The organism is Streptomyces sp. DT190, assembly GCF_049846985.1.
Classification (GTDB): Bacteria; Actinomycetota; Actinomycetes; order Streptomycetales; family Streptomycetaceae; genus Streptomyces.
Genome location: NZ_JBNCNM010000004.1, coordinates 57,148 through 77,015, shown reverse-complemented (window position 1 = coordinate 77,015; position 19,868 = coordinate 57,148). Strand labels below are relative to the sequence as shown.

Annotated in this window: 17 protein-coding genes; 9 read left to right on the top strand and 8 right to left on the bottom strand. The window is 73.1% G+C overall.

What is annotated here, in order from left to right; genetic code table 11:
• The first annotated feature begins 166 nt into the window (after nucleotides 1-166).
• On the top strand, nucleotides 167-535 hold the full coding sequence (locus ACPXCS_RS10045; RefSeq protein ID WP_425947228.1) for a hypothetical protein: 369 nt from the start codon (nucleotides 167-169) through the stop codon (nucleotides 533-535).
• A gap of 226 nt (nucleotides 536-761) precedes the next feature.
• The gene (locus ACPXCS_RS10040) at nucleotides 762-1,409 is read left to right on the top strand and encodes a dihydrofolate reductase family protein (RefSeq protein ID WP_425947226.1); all 648 of its coding nucleotides are present in this window, start codon (nucleotides 762-764) and stop codon (nucleotides 1,407-1,409) included.
• 7 nt (nucleotides 1,410-1,416) lie between these two features.
• On the opposite strand, the gene ACPXCS_RS10035 is transcribed toward ACPXCS_RS10040, so the two are convergent.
• Entirely contained in the window at nucleotides 1,417-2,226 is an 810-nt protein-coding gene (locus tag ACPXCS_RS10035; protein ID WP_425947223.1) for an MBL fold metallo-hydrolase, read from the bottom strand.
• 86 nt (nucleotides 2,227-2,312) lie between these two features.
• Between ACPXCS_RS10035 and ACPXCS_RS10030 the strand changes: the two genes are divergently transcribed.
• Nucleotides 2,313-2,906 (top strand): CGNR zinc finger domain-containing protein, encoded by a 594-nt coding sequence (locus ACPXCS_RS10030; protein ID WP_425947221.1) that lies wholly within the window; start codon nucleotides 2,313-2,315, stop codon nucleotides 2,904-2,906.
• Between the two features lie 7 nt (nucleotides 2,907-2,913).
• On the opposite strand, the gene uppS is transcribed toward ACPXCS_RS10030, so the two are convergent.
• From uppS to ACPXCS_RS10015, 3 genes are read right to left on the bottom strand one after another with little or no spacing between them, the layout of a single operon-like run.
• Complete coding sequence (gene uppS, locus ACPXCS_RS10025; RefSeq protein ID WP_425947220.1) at nucleotides 2,914-4,797, bottom strand: polyprenyl diphosphate synthase; 1,884 nt, start codon at nucleotides 4,795-4,797, stop codon at nucleotides 2,914-2,916.
• 1 nt (nucleotide 4,798) lies between these two features.
• On the bottom strand, nucleotides 4,799-5,179 hold the full coding sequence (locus ACPXCS_RS10020; RefSeq protein ID WP_425947218.1) for a DUF6114 domain-containing protein: 381 nt from the start codon (nucleotides 5,177-5,179) through the stop codon (nucleotides 4,799-4,801).
• Nucleotides 5,176-5,823, bottom strand: a complete 648-nt coding sequence (locus ACPXCS_RS10015) for a DUF6230 family protein (protein ID WP_425970935.1) — start codon at nucleotides 5,821-5,823, stop codon at nucleotides 5,176-5,178. The genes ACPXCS_RS10020 and ACPXCS_RS10015 overlap by 4 nt, the downstream gene beginning before the upstream one ends.
• Before the next feature lie 78 nt (nucleotides 5,824-5,901).
• Between ACPXCS_RS10015 and recD2 the strand changes: the two genes are divergently transcribed.
• Together recD2 and ACPXCS_RS10005 are read left to right on the top strand one after the other, a co-directional pair.
• Nucleotides 5,902-8,181, top strand: coding sequence for an SF1B family DNA helicase RecD2 (recD2, locus tag ACPXCS_RS10010; protein WP_425947214.1), 2,280 nt, complete (start codon nucleotides 5,902-5,904; stop codon nucleotides 8,179-8,181).
• Between the two features lie 178 nt (nucleotides 8,182-8,359).
• Entirely contained in the window at nucleotides 8,360-9,649 is a 1,290-nt protein-coding gene (locus tag ACPXCS_RS10005) for a citrate synthase (RefSeq protein WP_362274997.1), read from the top strand.
• 664 nt (nucleotides 9,650-10,313) lie between these two features.
• Here the strand turns inward: ACPXCS_RS10005 and ACPXCS_RS10000 are convergent.
• The 3 genes from ACPXCS_RS10000 to ACPXCS_RS09990 all read right to left on the bottom strand — a co-directional run bounded on the left by ACPXCS_RS10000 (nucleotide 10,314) and on the right by ACPXCS_RS09990 (nucleotide 13,689).
• Nucleotides 10,314-12,560, bottom strand: a complete 2,247-nt coding sequence (locus tag ACPXCS_RS10000; RefSeq protein ID WP_425947211.1) for a heavy metal translocating P-type ATPase — start codon at nucleotides 12,558-12,560, stop codon at nucleotides 10,314-10,316.
• 138 nt (nucleotides 12,561-12,698) lie between these two features.
• Nucleotides 12,699-12,938 (bottom strand): heavy-metal-associated domain-containing protein, encoded by a 240-nt coding sequence (locus ACPXCS_RS09995; RefSeq protein WP_425947209.1) that lies wholly within the window; start codon nucleotides 12,936-12,938, stop codon nucleotides 12,699-12,701.
• 88 nt (nucleotides 12,939-13,026) lie between these two features.
• The gene (locus ACPXCS_RS09990) at nucleotides 13,027-13,689 is read right to left on the bottom strand and encodes a TetR family transcriptional regulator (protein WP_425947207.1); all 663 of its coding nucleotides are present in this window, start codon (nucleotides 13,687-13,689) and stop codon (nucleotides 13,027-13,029) included.
• Between the two features lie 163 nt (nucleotides 13,690-13,852).
• On the opposite strand from ACPXCS_RS09990, the gene ACPXCS_RS09985 reads away from it, so the two are divergent.
• Nucleotides 13,853-16,069 (top strand): MMPL family transporter, encoded by a 2,217-nt coding sequence (locus tag ACPXCS_RS09985; RefSeq protein WP_425947205.1) that lies wholly within the window; start codon nucleotides 13,853-13,855, stop codon nucleotides 16,067-16,069.
• 97 nt (nucleotides 16,070-16,166) lie between these two features.
• Nucleotides 16,167-17,210, top strand: a complete 1,044-nt coding sequence (locus ACPXCS_RS09980) for a zinc-dependent alcohol dehydrogenase family protein (protein ID WP_425947204.1) — start codon at nucleotides 16,167-16,169, stop codon at nucleotides 17,208-17,210.
• Nucleotides 17,211-17,319: 109 nt separating this feature from the next.
• Here the strand turns inward: ACPXCS_RS09980 and ACPXCS_RS09975 are convergent, their stop codons facing one another.
• Nucleotides 17,320-17,520, bottom strand: coding sequence for a helix-turn-helix transcriptional regulator (locus ACPXCS_RS09975; RefSeq protein ID WP_425947202.1), 201 nt, complete (start codon nucleotides 17,518-17,520; stop codon nucleotides 17,320-17,322).
• A gap of 499 nt (nucleotides 17,521-18,019) precedes the next feature.
• On the opposite strand from ACPXCS_RS09975, the gene iolC reads away from it, so the two are divergent.
• A complete protein-coding gene (gene iolC / locus ACPXCS_RS09970; protein WP_425947200.1) occupies nucleotides 18,020-18,985 on the top strand; it encodes a 5-dehydro-2-deoxygluconokinase in 966 nt (321 codons plus the stop codon).
• Nucleotides 18,982-19,863, top strand: coding sequence for a Cgl0159 family (beta/alpha)8-fold protein (locus ACPXCS_RS09965; protein ID WP_425947198.1), 882 nt, complete (start codon nucleotides 18,982-18,984; stop codon nucleotides 19,861-19,863). The genes iolC and ACPXCS_RS09965 overlap by 4 nt, the downstream gene beginning before the upstream one ends.
• The last annotated feature ends 5 nt before the right edge of the window (nucleotides 19,864-19,868 follow it).

Genomic DNA, 19,868 nt, shown 5'->3' with positions numbered 1-19,868 from the left:
CGATTACATCGACGGATGGATGGAATCGATTACACGGCGGTAAATCAAGACCTCGCGGGCACCTCTTGACCGGATCGTGATGTCGCGGCCTGTCCGCTCGCGGTCCAGGCTGGAGGGAGGGGGAGGTCGTTTTCCCCAGGCCCGGCCGGGCCGGAGCGGAGGAGTCATGAAGGCGGCGACCCGGAACGACGTGCCCGTCGCACTCGAAGGCGACGGAGTGGAACTGCGGATCATGCCGATCGGCGGCGGCCTGTCGGTGGGCTACCTCACCCTGCCCCGGGGCACCGACATGGGCCCGGCCCTGAAGGGCCTGCCGGACGACGCGTGCCAGTGCCCGCACTGGGGCTACGTGCTCAAGGGGCGGATCCGGATGCGCACGGCGGCGGGCGAGGAGGAGTACGAGGCGGGCCAGGCGTACTACTGGGGGCCCGGGCACGTCCCGGTGGCATTGGAGGACAGCGAACTGGTGGAGTTCTCGCCGAGCGAGGACTTCCAACAGGTGATCGACCACGTGGTGGCGCAGGGCGGCGGGTGAGCCCTGGTCGGGCGTGTGGTGGCGGCGGGGTCGACGCCCGGTCGGGCGGGTGGCAGCGGCGCCGCTTGGCCCCGGCCCGGCACGTGGTGGTGGCGGGGCGGCCGAGCCAGGGTCGGGCACGTGGCGGCGGCGCGGCGATTGGGCGCCCGGAAACCGGCCCGGTCCGCACCGATGATTTCCGCCGGCCCGGGCGGTCTTCCCTCTCGTCGACCACAGGAGGAGCGCTGTGTCCCAGTTGCTGCGCGTGCAGAATTTCAACGTCTCGAGTGACGGCTACGGTGCCGGGGAGAACCAGAGCCTGGAGCGGCCCTTCGGGCACGTCGATCCCATGGAGATGTTCGCCTGGGCCGGTGCCACGGCGAGCTGGCCCAACCGCACCGAACCCGGTGGGAGCCGCGGCCTCGACGACTACCTGACGCGCGACTTCACCCACGACATCGGCGCCGAGATCATGGGCCGCAACAAGTTCGGCCCCCAGCGCGGGCCGTGGCGGGACCACGAGTGGCGGGGCTGGTGGGGCGACGAACCGCCGTTCCACACGCCGGTGTTCGTCATGACCCACCACGAGCGCCCCTCGTTCACGCTCTCCGACACCACGTTCCACTTCGTCGGCGGCGACCCGGCCGACGTCCTGGCGCGGGCGCGCGAGGCGGCCGGCGGCAAGGACGTCCGGCTCGGCGGCGGCGCGGCCACCATCCGGCAGTTCCTCGACGCCGACCTGGTGGACACGCTGCACGTGGCGGTCTCGCCCGGCGTGGTGATCGGGTCGGGCTCGCGGCTCTGGGAGTCCCCCGAGGAGCTGTTCGACCGCTTCCACTGCGATGTGGTGCCGAGCCCCAGCGGGGTGATCCACCACCTGTTCTGGCGGAAGTGACGGCCCGTCAGGCGTCCTGGCCCCAGTCCAGCCGGCCGGCGAGGCCGGCCGCGGCGAAGGCGGCCTGCAACTCCTCGCGCCCCTCGGTGAAATGCGCCCAGCTGTCGTAGTGGACGGGGACGACGCGGCGGGCGCCGAGGATCCGCGCGGCCTCGGCGGCCATGGCGCTGTCCAGGACGAGGACCTGGTTGTCGAAGAGGACGGTGAAGCGGGGGGCCCCGGCGAACAGCACGGCCGTGTCCACGGGACCGAAGCGGCCGGCGATCTCGCGGACCGCGTCGAGGGAGGCGTTGTCGCCGCTGACGTACACGGTGGGCAGGCCCTCGCCGGTCAGGACGAAGCCGACGACCTGGCCGGTGAAGGGCTCGACCTCCTCGCGGGGGCCGGGGCCGTGCAGCGCGGGGACGCCGGTGACGGTGACCGTGCCGCCGCCGGGCCGGTCCAGCTCGACGGACTGCCAGTCGGCGAGCCCCCTGACCCGGTCGCCGAGGCTCTCGCGCAGGCGCTTGCCGCCGCCCGGCGTGGTCAGGGTGAGGGGTATGCCGGAGAGCAGGGCCCGGCCGGAGGTGTCGAGGTTGTCGGCGTGCTCGTCGTGGGAGAGCAGCACCACGTCGACGCGGCCGAGGTCGGCCGGGGCGGCGGCGGGCGGGGCGGTCTTGGTCAGGATCGGGCCGTCGCCGCGGGGGTAGTCGCCCGGTGCGTCGAAGGTGGGGTCCGTCAGAAAGCGCAGGCCACCGTACTCGAAGAGGGCGGTCGGGCCGCCGAAGGCGCGTACGGGGACGGAGTCACGGGTCACGGGCAGGGCGGATGACGACATGGAGCACCTCACGGATAGGAGGAAATTAACCGTGAGAAGAACGTAGCCGCTTCTCACGGATGAGGGCAACCCGTACCATGAGAATCATGGAGGAGTACGGCATCGACCAGTCCGCCCCGCCGCCCGCGCAGGGCGAGGAGGAGCACCCTTCGCTCGCCCTCGCCAACAGCGCCCCGGCCCTGCCCGGCGGGCACACGATCGATCTCCTGGGCAGCCCCGCGCAGGCCAACCAGTGGCTCACCCTGCGGGGCCTCGCCCCCGCGGACGCCGGTGTGCGCGAGATGTGCGCGGCCCAGCTCCGCTCGCTGCGCGAACAGATCAGGTCGCTGTTCGCCGCCCGGGCCGACGGTGTCCCCGCGCTGCCCGCGGCCGTGGCCGCCGTCAACGACGCGATGACCCGGGTGCCGACGGCCCCGCTGCTGCGCTGGGACGACAGCACCGGCCCCTACCGCACGGCCCCGCACCCCACGACCGCGATCGTCGACCTGGCACTGGCCACGCTCGCCGCCGACGCCGCCGACCTGCTCACCTCCGCCGAGGCCGAGCGCCTCACCGCCTGCGGCTCCCCGCCCTGCAACCGCTTCCTGCTGCGCCACGGCCGCCGCCAGTGGTGCTCCACCCGCTGCGGCGACCGCGTCCGCGCGGCCCGCGCGTACGCCCGGCGCGCCAACCCGCGATGACCCCGGATCACGCCCGGTGCGCGGGCCGGGCCTGCGTGGGGATCCGTGGGACGGAGCCGTAGCGGCGGGTGCGGCGGGCGTACTGCTCGATCGCGCTCCACAGGTCGCGGCGGTCCACCTCGGGCCACGGGGTGTCGAGGAACAGCAGCTCCGCGTACGTGGTCTGCCACGGCAGGAAGTTGGAGGTGCGCTGGTCGCCGCCGGTGCGCACCAGCAGGTCGACGTCGGGCAGTTCGGGGACGTGCAGGTGGCGGGCGAAGGCGTGCTCGGAGACCGAGGCGGGGTCGATCCGGCCGGCGACCGCCTCCTGCGCGAGGTGCGCCGCGGCGGCCGTGATCTCGGCCCGGCCGCCGTAGTTGAGACACACGGTCAGGGTGAGCCCGGTGCGATCACGGGTGCTGCGCTCCGCCTCGACGAGTGCTCCGAGGACGTCGGCCGGCAGCCGTGAGCGCAGCCCGGCCCAGCGCACGCGGACGTCCAGCGGCTCGGCGTCGTCCGTGATCCGGCGCAACTCGCGCGGGACCGTGTGCATCAGCGCGTGCAGTTCGTCGGCCGGGCGCTTCCAGTTCTCGGTGGAGAACGCGTACACGGTCAGGTACTTCAGGCCGATCTCCAAAGCGCCGCGCACGACGTCGGCCAGCGCGTCGGCGCCCGCCCGGTGGCCCTCGGTGCGCGGCAGGCCCCGGGCGGTGGCCCAGCGGCCGTTGCCGTCCATCACGATCGCGACGTGGCGTGGCACGGCCCCGGCGGGCAGCCGGGGCGGACGGGCGCCGGACGGGTGCGGTGCCGGCGGGACGACCGGTCGCCGCTCGGCGGCGGCCGGATGCGCTCCGGCCGCGAGCGGGCGTACTTCGACGGGCCCGGCGGACCATGAGGGCGGGCCGGCCGGATCCGGCGGCGGGCAGGGCCGCACGGGGAACGGGAACAGGGCCCAGGCCAGCGCGGCCCGCGCCCGGGCGGGCAGCAGCACGCGCCGCCGGGCCCCTGCCGGCAGGACCGGGCGCCGGTGCAGCAGTGCCGCCGGTGCTTCGGCGGCGGCCCTGAGCCGCAGCCGGTACAGGTCGGTGTAGGCGCCGAGCGCGATGCCGACCGCCGGGTGCAGCACAGGGGGCACCGGTGTCCGGTCCAGCCAGCCGCGTGCCCGGGCGGCCAGGCGGCGGACCATCTCCTCGAACGCCGGGGTACCGCGCCGGTCCAGCAGGTCCGCCCGGCGCACGCCGGCCTCGTCCAGGGCCTCATCGGGCAACGGCACATGACCGTCCGCCAGGTCCTCGGAAAGGTCGACGAGGGCGTCGGTGAGGATGACGGCGTCGGCCGCCGCCTGCCACGCCACCGCCGCTTCCGGTACGCCCGAGGCGATCGCCTCGGGTTCGGCGGACAGGCCCGCGACCCGCATCAGCAGGGAGGCCGCGCGCAGCACGAACGGGGTGGTGACCAGACTGTTGTAGCTGCGCCACTCCTGCCACGTGGTGAACGCGCGCCCGTGGACGTCCAGGCGCAACTGCTCCAGCTGGGTGTGCATGAATCCCGGCGGCAGGTTCCAGGTGAGCATGGTGTGGATCAGCGCCCGCCGTACCGGGTCGGTGCTGCCGCCGTCGCGCAGGTCGGCGTCGAACGCCGAGATCCACGCCTCCAGCCGCTCGGCGCGTCCGGCGCCCTTCGTGTCCGACGGCTGTGCCGTGTCCGCCAGGCAGTCCACCGTGACCCCGGCGCCGTACAACGCCCAGGTCGCGGCGCGCAGGGGCGGCGGGAGCAGCAGTGAGACGGCGTACTCGATCTCGCCCCTGGCGCGGGTGGCACGGCGGCACGCCTCGTAGCCGCGGCGCAGGAGGGGGTCGTGGATGCCGCTGCTCCGGTGGGTTCGGGCGGCGAGCACGAGTGAGGGCCTCACCTCACGCCTCCTCTTGGGCTGACGGGGCCTGTCGCGGGACCCAGGCCAGGGCCAGGGCGCTGCCGAAGGCGGTGAGCAGGAAGCCGAGGAGCAGGCCGCCGAGATTGGCGGCGACCAGACTGACCAGGGACAGTACGGCGGCCAGGACGCCGGAGAAGTAGCGCAGGGCCGGATTGCGCCACGTCGTCACCCCGGCGACGACGAAGAGGGCGCCCAGGGCCCAGGACGCGGCGCTGGCGGCGCCGGTGAACCGCAGAAAGCCCAGCCCCACCCAGGAGACGCAGATCAGCTCCAGCCCGCCGAGGGTGAGCAGCAGTCCCGCCACGAACGGCCGGCCCCGGCGCCACGCGGACCACACACCGGGTCGGAACGCCGCGGTCATCGGGCCGCTCCGGGCCGGCAGCCGCCCGCGGCCCGGCGCAGCTCGACGGACACCCCCCGGGAGGTGATCGTCCCGGCCGCGAAGGCGTGCGGCCGGGTGGTCACCCGGCTGCCGCTGACCTGCTCGGCGCCGACGGTGAACAGGCCCGTGGGCCGGTCCGGGGACGTCTGAGGGGTGCTGAACCTGGCGCCGGACAGCTTCACCGACCGGGCGGTGGTCCGGCCCGTCTCCACGGTCAGCCCGGTGGCCGACGCACGCTCGATCCGCACCACGGCCGTCACCGGGCCGATGACCGGCAGGTGGGCGGTGGAGGTCACGCAGGCGTCGTGCACGGTGGCCCGCTCCACCCGCGTGGCCAGCGCCGGAAGCAGGCCTCCCCGCCCGGAGGCGCCCGGGGAGGCCGAGACCCCCGACCCGGTGACCCGGGCGGCGTGGACCGTGACCGGCACCTCGCCCGCGAACGCCATGGAGACGGCCCCCGCGGCGCTTCCGGCCAGCAGGGCGGAGGCACCCAGGAGCAGGGGTGCCAGGGCCAGGGCGAACCGCAGGCGGCTCGTCCGCCCGGTCCGTGTGGTCACCGGGTCGCTGTCGTCGATCACGTCCGGCCCAACGACCGTCCCGGTCAGAAGTACTGCCGAACTCACTATCGGCCGATACGACCGGGAGTCGCCCCGCTCCCGGCTCCCGGCTCCGCTGTCACACTCCGGCGGTACGGTCGGATCATGCCCAACCAGACGGGGACCCCCGCCGGCGAACCGCGACTCGCCGTGCTCGAAGGGGTCCTGGAGCGCATCACGTACGCCAACGAGGAGAACGGGTACACGGTCGCCCGGGTCGACACCGGCCGAGGCGCCGGCGACCTGCTCACCGTCGTCGGCGCGCTGCTCGGGGCCCAGGTCGGCGAGTCCCTGTGCATGGAGGGCCGCTGGGGCTCGCACCCCCAGTACGGCAAGCAGTTCCACGTGGAGAACTACACGACGGTCCTGCCGGCGACCGTCCAGGGCATCCGCCGCTATCTCGGCTCGGGCCTGGTCAAGGGCATCGGCCCGGTCTTCGCCGACCGCATCACCCAGCACTTCGGCGTGGACACCCTGAAGATCATCGAGGAGGAGCCGAAGCGGCTCGTCGAGGTCCCCGGGCTGGGCCCCAAGCGCACCAAGAAGATCGCCGACGCCTGGGAGGAGCAGAAGGCCATCAAGGAGGTCATGCTCTTCCTCCAGACGGTCGAGGTCTCCACGTCCATCGCCGTGCGCATCTACAAGAAGTACGGCGACGCCTCGATCTCGGTGGTGAAGAACCAGCCCTACCGGCTGGCCGCCGACGTCTGGGGCATCGGCTTCCTCACCGCCGACAAGATCGCCCAGTCCGTCGGCATCCCGCACGACAGCCCCGAGCGGGTCAAGGCGGGCCTGCAGTACGCCCTGTCGCAGGCCACCGACCAGGGCAACTGCTACCTCCCCGAGGAGCGGCTGATCGCGGACGCCGTGAAGCTGCTCCAGGTCGACACCGGGCTGGTCATCGAGTGCCTGGCGGAACTGGCCGAGGTCCCCGAGGACGGCGGCGACCCCGGGGTGGTCCGCGAGAAGGTCCCCGGCCCCGACGGCGGCTCGGAGCCGGTCACAGCCGTCTACCTGGTCCCCTTCCACCGCGCCGAACTCTCCCTCGCCGCCCAGCTGCTGCGCCTGCTGCGCACCGACGAGGACCGGATGCCGGGCTTCCGTTCCGTCGCCTGGGACAAGGCGCTGGGCTGGCTGAGGGGCCGTACGGGCACCGAACTCGCCCCCGAGCAGGAGGCCGCCGTCAAGCTGGCGCTCACCGAGAAGGTCGCCGTCCTCACCGGTGGCCCCGGCTGCGGCAAGTCCTTCACGGTCCGCTCGATCGTCGAACTGGCCCGCGCCAGGAAGGCCAAGGTCGTGCTGGCCGCCCCGACCGGCCGGGCCGCCAAGCGCCTGTCCGAGCTCACCGGCGCCGAGGCCTCCACGGTCCACCGCCTGCTGGAGCTCAAGCCCGGCGGCGACGCGGCCTACGACCGGGACCGCCCGCTCGACGCCGACCTGGTGGTGGTCGACGAGGCCTCCATGCTCGACCTGCTGCTCGCCAACAAGCTGGTGAAGGCCGTCCCCCCGGGCGCGCACCTGCTGTTCGTCGGGGACGTGGACCAGCTGCCCAGCGTCGGCGCGGGCGAGGTGCTGCGCGACCTCCTGGCCGACGGCAGCCCGATCCCGGCCGTGCGCCTGACCCGGGTCTTCCGCCAGGCCCAGCAGTCCGGCGTGGTGACCAACGCCCACCGCATCAACGCCGGGCAGCACCCCGTCACGGACGGCATGAAGGACTTCTTCCTCTTCGTCGAGGACGACACGGAGGCCGCCGGGCGGCTCACCGTGGACGTGGCCGCCCGGCGTGTTCCGGCCAAGTTCGGGCTCGACCCGCGCCGGGACGTCCAGGTGCTCGCCCCCATGCACCGCGGCCCGGCCGGCGCGGGCACGCTGAACGGCCTGCTCCAGCAGGCGGTCACACCGGGCCGCCCGGACCTGCCGGAGAAGAGATTCGGCGGCCGGGTCTTCCGCGTCGGCGACAAGGTCACCCAGATTCGCAACAATTACGAGAAGGGCAAGAACGGTGTCTTCAACGGCACCGTGGGCGTGGTGACCTCGCTCGACCCGGTCGACCAGCGCCTGACGGTGCTGACGGACGAGGACGAGGAGGTCCCCTACGAGTTCGACGAGCTCGACGAGCTGGCTCACGCCTACGCCGTGACGATCCACCGCTCGCAGGGCAGCGAGTACCCGGCGGTCGTCATCCCGGTGACCACGGGCGCCTGGATGATGCTCCAGCGGAACCTGCTCTACACGGCCGTCACCCGGGCCAAACGGCTGGTCGTCCTCGTCGGCTCGCGCAAGGCGATCGGCCAGGCGGTGCGCACGGTCTCGGCGGGCCGCAGGTGCACGGCCCTCGACTTCCGGCTCGGTGCGCAGAAAAATGATCGATCAAATGAGTCGTGAAGGTCACAGAGCACTTCCGCAGGAGGAAGGCAGGGGGCAGGATGGGCAAGTTGGCGGCACTCAGTGCCGTCAGTAGGCCCGATGGTCGACCCCGAGTGCACTCTCCTGAGCCAAGTGGGGGATGGTAGAGACAGTCAGGGCACCTCGAAGATGAGGCACAACGTCGGTGAGGGAAGACGTGAGCGACAACTCTGTAGTACTGCGGTACGGCGACGGCGAGTACACCTACCCGGTGATCGACAGCACCGTCGGTGACAAGGGCTTCGACATCGGAAAGCTCCGCGCCCAGACCGGTCTGGTGACGCTGGACAGCGGTTACGGCAACACCGCCGCGTACAAATCCGCCATCACCTATCTGGACGGCGAAGCGGGCATCCTGCGGTATCGCGGCTACCCGATCGAGCAGCTGGCCGAGCGCTCCACCTTCCTGGAGGTCGCCTACCTGCTGATCAACGGCGAGCTGCCGACGGTCGACCAGCTCTCGGCGTTCAAGAACGACATCACGCAGCACACCCTGCTGCACGAGGACGTCAAGAACTTCTACAAGGGCTTCCCGCGCGACGCCCACCCGATGGCCATGCTGTCTTCGGTCGTCTCGGCGCTGTCCACGTTCTACCAGGACAGCCACAACCCGTTCGACGAGCGCCAGCGCAACCTCTCCACCATCCGCCTGCTCGCCAAGCTCCCGACGATCGCGGCGTACGCGTACAAGAAGTCGATCGGTCACCCGTTCGTCTACCCGCGCAACGACCTCGGCTACGTCGAGAACTTCCTCCGCATGACCTTCTCGGTCCCCGCGCAGGAGTACGAGCTGGACCCGACCGTGGTCTCCGCGCTCGACAAGCTGCTGATCCTGCACGCGGACCACGAGCAGAACTGCTCGACCTCCACCGTCCGCCTGGTGGGCTCCTCGCAGGCGAACATGTTCGCCTCGATCTCCGCCGGCATCAACGCGCTGTGGGGCCCGCTGCACGGCGGCGCCAACCAGTCCGTGCTGGAGATGCTGGAGGGCATCCGCGACTCCGGCGGTGACGTCGACTCCTTCATCCGCAAGGTGAAGAACAAGGAGGACGGCGTCCGCCTGATGGGCTTCGGCCACCGGGTCTACAAGAACTTCGACCCGCGCGCCAAGATCATCAAGGCCGCCGCGCACGACGTGCTGTCCGCCCTCGGCAAGTCCGACGAGCTGCTGGACATCGCGCTGAAGCTGGAGGAGCACGCGCTCTCCGACGACTACTTCGTCTCGCGCAGCCTCTACCCGAACGTCGACTTCTACACCGGCCTGATCTACCGGGCCATGGGCTTCCCGACCGAGATGTTCACGGTCCTGTTCGCCCTCGGCCGGCTGCCGGGCTGGATCGCCCAGTGGCACGAGATGATCAAGGAGCCCGGCTCCCGCATCGGCCGTCCGCGCCAGATCTACACGGGCGTGGTCGAGCGCGACTTCGTTCCCGTCGAGGAGCGCTGAGGCGCCGTACGCCCCACCGCTTCGGGCCCCCGTATCCGCGTGCCGGGTGCGGGGGCTTTCCGTGTGTCCGGTGCGGGGCCCGGGATCGGGCGACGATGCGCAGGGCCGGACAACGAAGGATGCGCAGGGCCGGACAAAGAAGAAGGCGCCCCGGCGCCGGTCCCCCCACGGGCCGACGACCAGGGCGCCTTCCCAGTCCCGGTTCGGATTCCCCCCACGGGATCCGGCCGGGCGTCTGTGAGGACAGCGCCTGAACCGCTGTTGAGCAGAACGAGCAGAACTCGTCGTACTACGGGTGAGTGCGATCTGCCGGGACAGCGCACGTCCGGGAGGGCCGCTCAAAGCTTCCCGGTGTACGTGCCCCGGCAACGCATCTCTGGAGAAGTCCCCCAAGACATCTCCAGATGTCAGTTCGCGCCCCCCAAGACGCTCCCTGACACCGTCAACTTAGACCTTCGAACCCCTCGGATGGTTACGTTCACATCACTGTGATCTGCGTCTCTTGCGTATGTCCGTTAGATACGCAAGAGCCCGAATGCACCGCTCGAGGCCCAAGCGTAAGGATGATGCGCGAGCCTTGTGAAGAGCTTATGTGAGCCGGGCCCGGTACTCCAGAGGGGTTCATATCGCGTTCGCCGCGAACTTCAGGCGAAGTGAGGCGACTTCACCGGAATGTCCGCAGTCGGAGACTGTTCGTCACGACGAAGACGGACGAGAAGGCCATGGCGGCCCCCGCGACCATGGGGTTCAGCAGCCCGGCGGCGGCCAGCGGCAGCGCGGCCACGTTGTAGCCGAAGGCCCAGACGAGGTTGCCCTTGATCGTCGCCAGCGTCCGGCGGGAGAGCCGGATCGCGTCCGCGGCCGCGCGCAGGTCGCCGCGGACCAGGGTCAGGTCGCCCGCCTCGATCGCCGCGTCCGTGCCGGTGCCGAGGGCCAGGCCCAGATCGGCGGTGGCGAGCGCGGCGGCGTCGTTGACCCCGTCGCCGACCATGGCCACCACCCGCCCCTCGGCCTGCAGCCGCCGCACGGCCGCGACCTTGTCCTCGGGCAGGACCTCGGCGACCACCCGGTCGATGCCGACGCGCTCGGCGACCGCCTCGGCCACCGCCCGGTTGTCCCCGGTCAGCAGCACCGGCGTGAGCCCCAGCGCGCGCAGCTCCCGCACCGCCTGCGCGCTGGTGTCCTTGACCGCGTCCGCCACGGTCAGCACGGCATGCGCCGTCCCGTCCCAGCCGGCCCACACGGCCGTGTGTCCGGCCCGCTCGGCCTCCTCCCGCGCGCGGGCCAGCTCCGGAGGCACGGCGTCGAAGAGCCGCCCCACGGCGACCGCACGGCCCTCCACACGGCCGCGTACGCCCCGCCCGGGGACGTTCTCGAAGTCCGCGACCTCCGGGAGCCGCCCGGCCCGCTCCTCGGCTCCCTGCGCGATCGCCCGGGCCACGGGGTGCTCGGAGGCGTGCTCGACGGCTCCCGCGAGCCGCAGCACCTCCTTCTCGTCGGCCCCCTCGGCGAGGTGGACCTCCTGGAGGGTCATCCGGCCCGTGGTGACCGTGCCCGTCTTGTCCAGGACCACCGTGTCGATCCGGCGCGTGGACTCCAGCACCTCCGGGCCCTTGATGAGGATGCCGAGCTGGGCGCCCCGGCCCGTGCCGACCATCAGCGCGGTCGGGGTGGCCAGGCCCAGCGCGCACGGGCAGGCGATGATCAGCACCGCGACGGCCGCCGTGAACGCGGCGACCGTGTCACCGGTCAGCCCGAGCCACGCCCCGGCCGTGGCCACCGCGATCAGCAGCACGACCGGCACGAAGATCCCGGAGATCCGGTCGGCGAGCCGCTGCACCTCGGCCTTGCCGTTCTGCGCGTCCTCCACCAGCCGCGCCATCCGCGCGAGCTGGGTGTCGGCGCCGACCCGGGTGGCCTCGACGACGAGCCGGCCGCCCGCGTTGACCGTGGCGCCCGTGACCGCGTCCCCGGCCGCCACGTCCACCGGCACGGACTCGCCGGTCAGCATCGAGGCGTCCACCGCGGAGGTGCCCTCCACGACCGTGCCGTCGGTCGCGATCTTCTCGCCGGGGCGTACGACGAACCGGTCGCCGACGACGAGCCGCTGCGCCGGGATCCGCACCTCGCGCCCGTCGCGCAGCACGGCGACGTCCTTGGCGCCCAGTTCCAGCAGGGCGCGCAGGGCCGCTCCGGCGCGACGCTTGGAGCGGGCCTCCAGATAGCGGCCCAGCAGGATGAACGCCGTGACGCCGGAGGCGACCTCCAGGTAGATCTGGGACGCGCCGTCGCCGCGCGAGACCGTGAGCTCGAAGGGGTGGCGCATGCCGGGCATGCCCGCGTCGCCGAGGAACAGCGCCCACAGCGACCAGCCGAACGCGGCCAGCGTGCCGAGGGAGACCAGGGTGTCCATGGTGGCGGCGCCGTGCCGGGCGTTCGTCCAGGCGGCGCGGTGGAAGGGCGCCGCGCCCCAGACCACCACGGGCGCGGCGAGCGTCAGCGAGAGCCACTGCCAGTTGTCGAACTGGAGGGCCGGGACCATCGCCGGCAGGACGACCGGGACGGCGAGGGCGGCGGAGACCAGCAGGCGCCGGCGCAGGGCCGACAGCTCGGGGTCCCGCCCGGCCGCGTCGTCGGAGGGCTCCTCCTCGCGCGGGGGCGCGGGCTCCTCGGCGGTGTACCCGGTCCTCACCACGGTGGCGATCAGGTCGGCGACCTCGACGCCCTCGGGGTAGGTGACCCGGGCCTTCTCCGTCGCGTAGTTCACCGTGGCGGTGACGCCGTCCATGCGGTTGAGCTTCTTCTCGACGCGGGCCGCGCAGGAGGCGCAGGTCATCCCGCCGATGAGCAGCTCGACCTCGGCGAGCGCGGGCTCGCGGCCGGTCGGCGCCCGGTCGATGGTGCTGGTCATGTCCTCACTCCAGGAGATGCGGGGCGCCCGGGAAGCGGAACGGGCCGCACGGGCCGGGGCGGCGGCCGTACGGCCCGTACGGGGGACGAGTGCCGGAATCGGCCCGGCTCAGGCCTCCCCGTCGCCGGCCGGGGCGGGTCAGGCCCGGCCGGCCAGTTCGAAACCGGCCTCGTCCACGGCGGCGCGGACGGCCTCCTCGTCGAGCGGGGCCGCGGAGACGACGGTGACCTCGCCGGTGGAGGCGACGGCCGTCACCGAGCGGACGCCGGAGAGCTGGGAGAGCTCACCGGAGACCGCGCCCTCGCAGTGTCCGCAGCTCATGCCGTTCACCTTGTAGACGGTGGTGACGGGGCCCGTGGTGTCGGTCTGGGCGGTCATGTCGTTACTCCTCGTCGAGGCGTGTGGGGCGACGGGGGCCCGGGGGGCTCCCCACTCCGTCCCACTGTACCCCTAGGGGGTATCGGTTTCACGCCGTCCCCACCAGGGGTCGCAGGTAGCGCAGCAGGGCGTCCTTGAGCTCCTGGACGTACGCCTCCCGCTCGGCTCCCTCCTGGGCCAGGACCAGCTCCAGACCGGCCTTGTAGATGCCCACGCACATCTGGGCCGTACGGGTGAGGGCCGCGGTGGGCGCGTCGGGCGCGAACGGGCCGAGGACCGTCTCCACGCGGGCGACCAGGGTGGTGTGCAGCGCGTCGTGCTCCTCGGCGATGTGCCCCGGGATGTCGGGGCCGTGCATCAGCGCGAAGAAGGCCGGGTGGCGGCAGCTGAACTCGATGAAGCGGTCGACGGTCCCGGAGATCACGTCCTCCAGGGGCGTGGTCGCGGGGTCGGCGGGGGCGAGGACCTCGTCGTAGGACTGCCGCATCTCGTGCATGAGCCGGCTGCCCAGCTCGATCGCGATCGCTTCCTTGTTCGGGAAGAACTGGTAGAGCGTCCCCGGCGAGACGCCGGCCTCGCGGGCGATCGCGTTGGTGCTGGCGGCCGTGTAGCCGGTCGTCGAGAAGACCGCGGCGGCCGCGTCGAGGAGCTGGGCGATCCGGCGCTCGCCGCGGGCCTGGCGGCGGCGCGGCCGCTCGTCGGCCGCCGCGGTCGTCGTCTTCGTTCCGGGCTTCTCGGTCTTCTCGGGCACGCGTTTTCCCCAGGTCTCGGTACGCGATTGACAAACGCGAGCAGTCGCTCGCATTCTGGATCCGGCAGGAATGCGAGCGATCTCTCGTGTTTGCCAGTCTACGGCAGTCCCGCGCTGCCCGGCTGTGCCTGCGCACGGGACACGGTGAAGGGGACACCGCACGATGACCGAAGTCAACACACCACCACGCGTCGGCGGCTGGACCCGCTTCGTGACCGCCAGGCCCCGGCTGTCGCTGCTGGTGGCGCTGGTCCTGACCGCGCTCGCGGTGGTGGCCGGCAGTGGCGTGGCCGACCGGCTCGGCGCCGGCGGCTGGGAGGACCCGGCCGCCGAGTCGACCTATGCGACCAGGGCCCTGGAGCGCGAGTTCCCCGGCTCCCAGCCGAACGTGCTCCTTCTGCTCGACGCGGGCGACGCCTCGGTCGACGACCCGGCCGTCGCCGCCGAGGCCCGGCGTCTGACCGAGCGCCTGGCGGGGGAGCGCGGGGTCACCGGCGTCGGCTCCTACTGGCAGTCCGGCGCCCCGGCCCTGCGCGCGGAAGACGGCCACGAGGCGCTGATAGCCGCCCGCATCACGGGCGACGAGAAGACCGCGGGGGAGACGCTGGAGCGCATCGCGCCCCACTTCCGCGGCACGCACGGCCCGGTGGACGTCGGCATCGGCGGCCCGGTCGCCGTACGGCACGAGATGCAGACGGTCATCCAGGAGGACCTGGTCCGGGCCGAGCTCATCGCCCTGCCGGTCACGCTGGTGCTGCTGGTGATGGTGTTCGGCAGCGCGGTCGCCGCCCTGCTGCCGCTCGGCATCGGCATCGTGGCGATCCTCGGGACGAACGCCATCCTGCGCGGCCTCAGCGAACTCACCGACGTGTCGGTCTTCGCCATCAACCTCACCACGGCCCTCGGCCTCGGCCTCGCCATCGACTACGCGCTGTTCATCGTGCGCCGCTTCCGCGAGGAACTGGAGGCGGGCGCCGAGCCGCTGACCGCGATCGGCACCACGCTGCGCACGGCCGGCCGCACGGTCCTGTTCTCCGCCCTCACGGTCGCGGTCTCCCTGGCGGCGATGCTGGTCTTCCCGCAGTACTTCCTGCGCTCCTTCGCCTACGCCGGCATCGCCGTGGTGCTGCTGGCCGCCGCGGCCGCGCTGATCCTGCTCCCGGCGGCGCTGGTGCTGCTGGGCCACCGGGTCGACGCCCTGGACCTGCGCCGCCTGTTCCGGCGCGGGCGGCCGCCCCGGCCGGCCGGTGAGCAGGGCAGGACCTGGGCACGCGCGGCGACGCTCGTGATGCGCCGCGCCCCGTTCTTCGCCCTGGGCACCACAGCCGTCCTCGTCCTGCTCGGACTGCCCTTCCTGGGCGTGAAGTTCGGCACGGCGGACGACCGGCAGCTGCCCGCCACCTCCGAGTCCCACGTCGTGCAGCAGCACATCCGGGAGGGCTTCCCGGGCAGCCCCGGCGGCGGCCTGGAGGTGCTCGCCGAGGGCCGCGCGACTGAGGCGCAGTACGGCGCCTACAAGGAGCGCGTCGAGCGGCTGCCCGAGGTGCTGCGGGTCGAGGGGCCCCTGGTGAAGGGCGACGCGGCCTACTTCACCGTGCTGCCGAAGGGCGAGGCGGTCGACGACCCGGCCCAGCGCCTCGTCGGCGACCTGCGCGAGCTCCCGGCGCCGTTCGGCACCAAGGTCACCGGCACGGCCGCCGTCCTGGTCGACTCCAAGGCCGCGATAGGCGAACGCCTGCCGCTCGCGGCCCTGTTCATCACGGTCGTCACCCTGCTCCTGGTCTTCCTGCTGACGGGCAGCGTCCTCATACCGATCCAAGCGGTCGTGCTCAACGCGCTCAGTCTGACGGCCATGTTCGGCGCGGTGGTCTGGGTCTTCCAGGACGGCCATCTCTCCGGCCTGCTCGGTTTCACCAGCCCCGGCTCCGTCGAGACGACCCTGCCGGTCCTGATGTTCTGCGTGGCCTTCGGCCTGTCCATGGACTACGGGGTGTTCCTGCTCTCCCGCATCAAGGAGGAGTACGACCACACCGGCGACCACGACCGGGCCGTCCGGCACGGCCTGGCGCGCACCGGCGGGCTCATCACGGCCGCCGCGGTCATCCTCGCGGTGGTCATGGTCGCCATCGGCACGTCCCGGGTCACCAACACCAAGATGCTCGGCCTGGGCATCGCCCTGGCGGTCCTGATGGACGCGATGATCGTCCGCAGCCTCCTGGTCCCCGCGGTCATGCGCCTGACGGGCCGCGCCACCTGGTGGGCCCCGGCCCCGCTGCGCCGCTTCCACGAGCGGTTCGGCCTGAGCGAGGGCGGCGCGCCCCGGCCGGCTGCGGGCGAGGCCGAACCCGTCCGGGACAGGGTCGGCGCGTCGGCCGGCTAGACCGGCACCCGCTAGCGTCGAACCGCCCGGGAGGGGCAGGGGCGCGCGGCCCGGTGCCGACGCCCCGGAGACGAGACGAGCGGAAGGCGGGTGGGTCATGCGGGCCGTGGTGTTCGAGCGGTACGGGGAGACGGCCGAGGTCCGGGAGGTCACCGACCCGGAGCCCGCGGAGCACGGGGTGGTCGTCCGGGTCGAGGCCACCGGGCTGTGCCGCAGCGACTGGCACGGCTGGCAGGGACACGACCCCGACATCACCCTCCCGCATGTGCCCGGGCACGAACTGGCCGGTGTCGTCGAGGCCGTGGGCCCCCGGGTGGGCCGGTGGCGGCCCGGCGACCGGGTCACCGTGCCGTTCATCTGCGCCTGCGGCACCTGCCCGTCCTGCGCGGCCGGTGACCACCAGGTGTGCGAGCGCCAGACCCAGCCCGGCTTCACGCACTGGGGCTCCTTCGCCCAGTACGTGGCGCTGGACCACGCCGATGTGAACCTCGTGCCGCTGCCCGGGGAGATGTTCTTCGGCACGGCGGCCTCCCTCGGCTGCCGCTTCGCGACGGCGTACCGGGCGGTGGTTCATCAGGGCCGCCTCGCCGCGGGGGAGTGGGTCGCGGTGCACGGCTGCGGCGGGGTGGGGCTGTCGGCGGTGATGATCGCGGCCGCCGCGGGCGCCCGGGTCGTGGCCGTGGACGTGTCGCCCCGGGCGCTGGAGCTGGCCCGGACGTTCGGGGCGGCGCACTGCGTCGACGCGGCCGCCGCGCCCGACACCGCGGCGGTGGTCCGGGACCTCACCGGCGGCGGAGCGCACCTGTCGCTCGACGCCCTCGGCGCGCCCGCCACCTGCGCCGCCTCCGTGAACGGCCTGCGCCGCCGCGGCCGTCACGTCCAGGTCGGACTGCTGCCCTCGCCGGAGGGCACGACCCCCGTGCCGATGGCCAGGGCGATCGCCCTGGAGCTCGAACTGCTCGGCAGCCACGGCATGCCCGCGCACGGCTATCCGCCGATGCTGGAGCTGGTCCGCGGCGGCGTCCTGCGCCCGGACCTGCTGGTGACGTCCACGATCCGGCTGGAGGAGGCCCCGGCCGCCCTGGCGGCGATGGGCACGGCACCCGGAGCGGGGGTCACGGTCGTCGAGCCGTGGGCCTGAGACCCCGCGGGCCCGGTCGGGACCCGCGGGGCCGGGCCACCGGCCCGGCGGAGGCCGGACGACCATGCCCCACGCGATCGATGGGGCACGGGGCCGGGGGCGCTGCGGCTCAGTCGCCTCTCCGGTTGCGGTTGCCGGGCCGGGAGGCGACCCAGGCCCGGACGGTGTCGGCGTACCAGTAGGGCTTGCCGCTCTCGACGTGGTCGGGCGGGGGCAGCAGGCCGTGTTTGCGGTAGGACCGCACGGTGTCCGGCTGCACCCGGATGTGTGCCGCGATCTCCTTGTAGGACCAGAGCCTTCGGTCGGTCATGACGTGTACCTCCTCGCGCGCGCCGCGGCGGCGGCCGGGGACGGCCGTCCGGGGGAGCCGGGCGCTGCGCCGGCGATCAACAAGCCTGTGTCCGGACAACGACGCTCGGTGACCGGGAGCGGGGCCTGTGCGCGGGTGTGACGGAAGACCCGCGTACGCGCGACATGTGTGACACGAGGGAGGTGTTTGTGACACAGCCGGGGCAAAGGCGTACGCCGGGGCGTCGGCGGGGCGCCTTGACGCGGCACCCGGTCCCGGTGCTCGGCCGTCCGGCGGGCGGCGGGCCGTCATGGCGAGCCGGTCGCCGCCGCGGCAGCCGCCAGGAGAGGCGGACCGAGGCGTGGGGCCGAAGACTGCGGAGGGGACGGAACGGCAGGACTCGGACCGGCCGCACCGAAAGCGCTGTCGTAATCTGGTCCGAATGTCCGGACAAAACATTGACAGGGCTTCGGGAAGAGGGCTACAAAGCCGGGGAGAGCCGAGCACCGAGGGGACACCGATGGCGTACGACCTGATCACCATGGGGCGGATCGGAGTGGATCTGTATCCGCTCCAGACGGGCGTCCCGCTGCCGCAGGTCACGTCCTTCGGCAAGTTCCTCGGCGGTTCGGCGAGCAACGTCGCGGTCGCCGCGGCCCGGCTGGGACGGCGGACCGCGCTCATCACCCGCACCGGCGACGACCCCTTCGGCACCTACCTCCACGAGGCCCTGCGCGGTTTCGGTGTGGACGACCGCTGGGTCACCGCCGTCCCCGGCCTGCCCACCCCGGTCACGTTCTGCGAGATCTTCCCGCCGGACGACTTCCCGCTGTACTTCTACCGCCTGCCCAAGGCCCCGGACCTGGAGATCGACGCCCACGAGCTCGACCTCGACGCGATCCGCGACGCCCGCGTCTTCTGGATCACCGGCACGGGCCTGAGCGAGGAGCCCAGCCGGACGGCGACCCTCGCCGCCCTCGCCCACCGCGCCAAGGCCGGCCCGACGGTCTTCGACCTCGACTGGCGCCCGATGTTCTGGACGGACCCCGAGGCCGCCCGCCCCTTCTACGAGGAGGCGCTGCGCCACACCACCGTCGCGGTCGGCAACCTCGACGAGGTGGAGGTCGCCACGGGCGTGCGCGAACCCCACGCCGCCGCCCGCGCCCTGCTGGACGCCGGGGTCGAACTGGCCGTGGTCAAGCAGGGCCCCAAGGGCGTCCTGGCGGTGAACAGCGCCGGCGAGAGCGCCGAGGTGCCGCCGCTGCCGGTGGAGGTCCTCAACGGCCTCGGGGCCGGCGACGCCTTCGGCGGCAGCCTCGTCCACGGCCTGCTGGCCGGCTGGGACCTGGAGAAGACCATGCGGCACGCCAACGCCGCCGGCGCCATCGTGGCCTCCCGCCTGGAGTGCTCCTCCGCGATGCCCACCCCCGACGAGATCGACGCGGCCGTCACCGCCGGCGCCGTCACCGCGGGGGCCGCCACGTGAGCGTCGACGTCTCCGAACTCGTCCGGCTGCGCAGCCACCGCCCGGAGGCGATCGCCGAGGCCGCGGCCCGCCGCACCAGGCGCCCGCTGCTGAACGACAACGGCCGGCTGATGATCGTCGCCGCCGACCACCCGGCCCGCGGCGCCCTCGGCGTCGGCGGCCGCAGCCTCGCCATGGCCAACCGCGCCGACCTCCTCGAACGCCTCTGCCTGGCGCTGTCCCGTCCGGGCGTGGACGGCGTCCTGGCCACCGCCGACATCCTCGACGACCTGCTGCTGCTCGGCGCGCTCGACGGCAAGGTCGTCATGGGCTCGATGAACCGGGGCGGCCTGCAGGGCGCCCGCTTCGAACTCGACGACCGTTTCACCGGCCACCGCCCCGAGGACATCGAGCGCCTCGGCTTCGACGCCGGCAAGCTGCTGCTGCGCATCGACTACGACGACCGGGGCTCGCTGACCACCCTGGAGTCCGCCGCCCGGGCCGTCGACGCCATGGCGGCCCGCCGGCTCCCCCTCTTCGTCGAGCCGTTCATCAGCCGCCGCGACGGGACCGGCCGGCTGCGCAACGACCTGTCCGCCGAGGCCGTCACCCGGTCGATCGCCATCGCCTCCGGTCTGGGCGGCAGCTCGGCCTACACCTGGCTGAAGGTGCCGGTCACCGACAACCCCGACGACATGGCCGAGGTCATGGCGACCTCCACGCTGCCCGCCGTCCTGCTCGGCGGCGAGGTCGGGGACGACCAGGACGGGGCGTACGAGAAGTGGCGCGGCGCGCTGCACCTGCCCACCGTGTGCGGGCTGGTGGTGGGCCGCTCCTTGCTGTACCCGGCGGACGGCGACGTGGCCGCCGCCGTGGACACCGCCGTAGGACTGCTGTGAGGGCC